The sequence below is a fragment of the Paraburkholderia madseniana genome (assembly GCF_009690905.1).
In the GTDB taxonomy this organism is placed as follows: domain Bacteria; phylum Pseudomonadota; class Gammaproteobacteria; order Burkholderiales; family Burkholderiaceae; genus Paraburkholderia; species Paraburkholderia madseniana.
On the sequence record NZ_VOSW01000244.1, the window covers coordinates 1 to 2,443 of the forward strand.

Consider the following 2,443-nt stretch of genomic DNA (forward strand, 5'->3'; position numbering starts at 1 on the left):
CCGTTGCGCTCGCCCCTTTCATGAACGTGCTCGACACGTCGATTGCAAACGTTGCGATCCCAACCATTTCGGGCAATCTCGGCGTCTCGGTCGATGAAGGCACGTGGGTCATCACGGTGTTCGCCGCGGCCAATGCCGTCTCGATTCCGCTGACCGGCTGGCTCACGCAACGCATCGGCCAGGTCAAGCTGTTCGTCGGCGCGATTCTGATGTTCGTGCTGGCTTCGTGGTTGTGCGGCATTGCGCCCACGCTGCCGATCCTGCTGGTCGCCCGGGTGTTCCAGGGCGCGGTGGCCGGGCCGCTGATCCCGCTCTCGCAAGCGATTCTGCTCGGCTCGTATCCCAAGGAGAAATCGTCGACCGCGCTCGCGCTATGGGCCATGACGGCCACTGTCGGCCCGATTGCCGGCCCCGCGCTCGGCGGCTGGATCACGGATAGCTACAGTTGGTCGTGGATCTTCTACATCAACATTCCGGTCGGCATTTTCGCCGCCGGCGTGACGTGGATGATCTATCGCACCCGCGAGTCGGCAACCCGCAAGCCACCCATCGACGTGGTCGGACTCGGCCTGCTGGTTACATGGGTCGCGTCGCTGCAGATCATGCTCGACAAGGGCAAGGACCTCGACTGGTTTTCGTCGCCGGTGATCGTGATTCTCGGCATCACCGCGGTGATCAGTTTCGCGTTTTTCCTTGTGTGGGAATTGACTGAAGAAAACCCGATCGTCGATTTACGGTTGTTCCAGCAGCGCAATTTTCTCGGCGGCACGATTGCAATTTCAGTGGCATACGGCGTGTTTTTCGGCAACCTGGTGCTGCTGCCGCAATGGATGCAGGAGTATCTGAACTATCGTTCCGTGGATGCCGGCCTCGTCACCGCGCCGCTCGGCGTCTTCGCGGTGCTGCTCGCGCCGGTGATGGGCCGCGTGCTGCCGCGCTCGGATGCGCGCATCATCGCCACGCTCGCATTTATCGGCTTTGCGATCGTGTTTTATATGCGCTCGAAGTACGTGATCGAAATCGACACGTGGCACCTCGTTCTCCCCACGCTGCTGCAAGGCATTCCGATGGCGCTGTTCTTCGTGCCGCTGACGGCGATCATTCTGTCCGGCCAGCCGCCGAACAAGATTCCGGCGGCCGCCGGCCTGTCGAATTTCGCGCGGGTGTTTTGCGGCGCGGTGGGCACCTCGATCGCCGGCAACGAGTGGAACAACCGCACGGTGCTGCACCATGAACGGCTTACCGAGCAGGCTACGGTGAACAACCCGCTGTTTAACCAGCAAATCGATTCGACACAGTCGTTGCTGCATCTGAATACGCAATCGTCGCACGCGCTGTTCGATTTCACGGTGAATACTCAGGCCGCGATGATGGGCCTGAACGACATCTTCTTTGTGTCGGCGATCATTTTCATTCTGATCATTCCGCTGATCTGGATTACGAAACCGGCCAAGGGCGGCGGCGGAGCCGCCGCGTCGGGCGCGCACTGATCGCGGTGTTTTTCGGCGCTGCCTCAACGGAGTTAACGGAGTCAGCGGAAATAGCGGGCGGGCGTGTCGCCGAAGGCATCGCGGAACACCGCAATAAACGAGGACACGTCGTTGTAGCCAACTTCGAGCGCCACCTGCGTGACGCTCGCCCCGGCGCCGAGGTGCTCCAGTGCCACCAGCAATCGCAGTTGCTGCCGCCACTGGCCGAAGGTCTGCCCGGTCTCCTTGACGAAAAGGCGTGCCGCCGTGCGAGCGGTTACGCCGGCGGCCCGGGCCAGATCGTCGAGCACCGCCGGTTCCGCCGGGTTAGCGCTCAGCGCTTCGGCGATCCGCTGGATCCGTGGATCTTGTGGCCAGTGCAACGCCAGAGGGGCCGTGGGCAACCCCGACAGGCGGTCCAGCAAGACTTGCAGAAGACGCTCGGCGAGTTCGTCGAACGGTTTGTCGTACGGTAGTTCTGCTGCGGCACCCAGCAAAGCTTCCGCCAGAGGGTCGAGCGCCAGGGCAACGCTTTGCGCGGGTAGCGGCGCAGCGTCCGCATCGGCATACAGCGAATGGAGTTGCACCGGCTCGGCGGCCGACAGGTAATGCTGCACGTTCGCCATCAGCCAGAGCGCGTGCCCCGTTGGCACGACCCATCGTGAGGTTTCGGTGCGCACGGTCAGCACGCCGGCGCTCACGTGGATCAGCCGCGCGCGACGGTAGGCGCGCCACGGTTCGTCCAGCACGTTGTAACGCTCATCGACCACGAATACCGGACGCGCGACGCCGTCCGGATCGAAGGCTTGCGTCATGAAATGTCTGTTTTACCCGGTTACTGTAAGAAACACAGTAAGACTTCTATGGGGCAATGGAAGTCAAGCCCTTTTCGCGATCCATCTTTCTGTCAGTTATCTCCCATTCGAGAGCGTGACAGGTTATCCACGGCCGGCCGGCGGGTCGCCTGTCACGAC

General features: G+C 62.1%; 2 protein-coding genes. One reads left to right on the top strand and one right to left on the bottom strand.

What is annotated here, in order from left to right; genetic code table 11:
* Positions 1 to 1,490: DHA2 family efflux MFS transporter permease subunit (locus tag FSO04_RS45520; protein WP_154567972.1), on the top strand; the 1,490-nt coding region annotated here is incomplete at its 5' end.
* Positions 1,491 to 1,531: 41 nt separating this feature from the next.
* On the opposite strand, the gene FSO04_RS45525 is transcribed toward FSO04_RS45520, so the two are convergent.
* The gene (locus tag FSO04_RS45525; protein ID WP_154567973.1) at positions 1,532 to 2,284 is read right to left on the bottom strand and encodes an AraC family transcriptional regulator; all 753 of its coding nucleotides are present in this window, start codon (positions 2,282 to 2,284) and stop codon (positions 1,532 to 1,534) included.
* Positions 2,285 to 2,443 lie beyond the last annotated feature (159 nt).

Excerpts from the sequence above, each read along its gene's own strand:
- FSO04_RS45525 (WP_154567973.1), bottom strand. The coding sequence starts at position 2,284 with ATGACGCAAGCCTTCGATCCGGACGGCGTCGCGCGTCCGGTATTCGTG.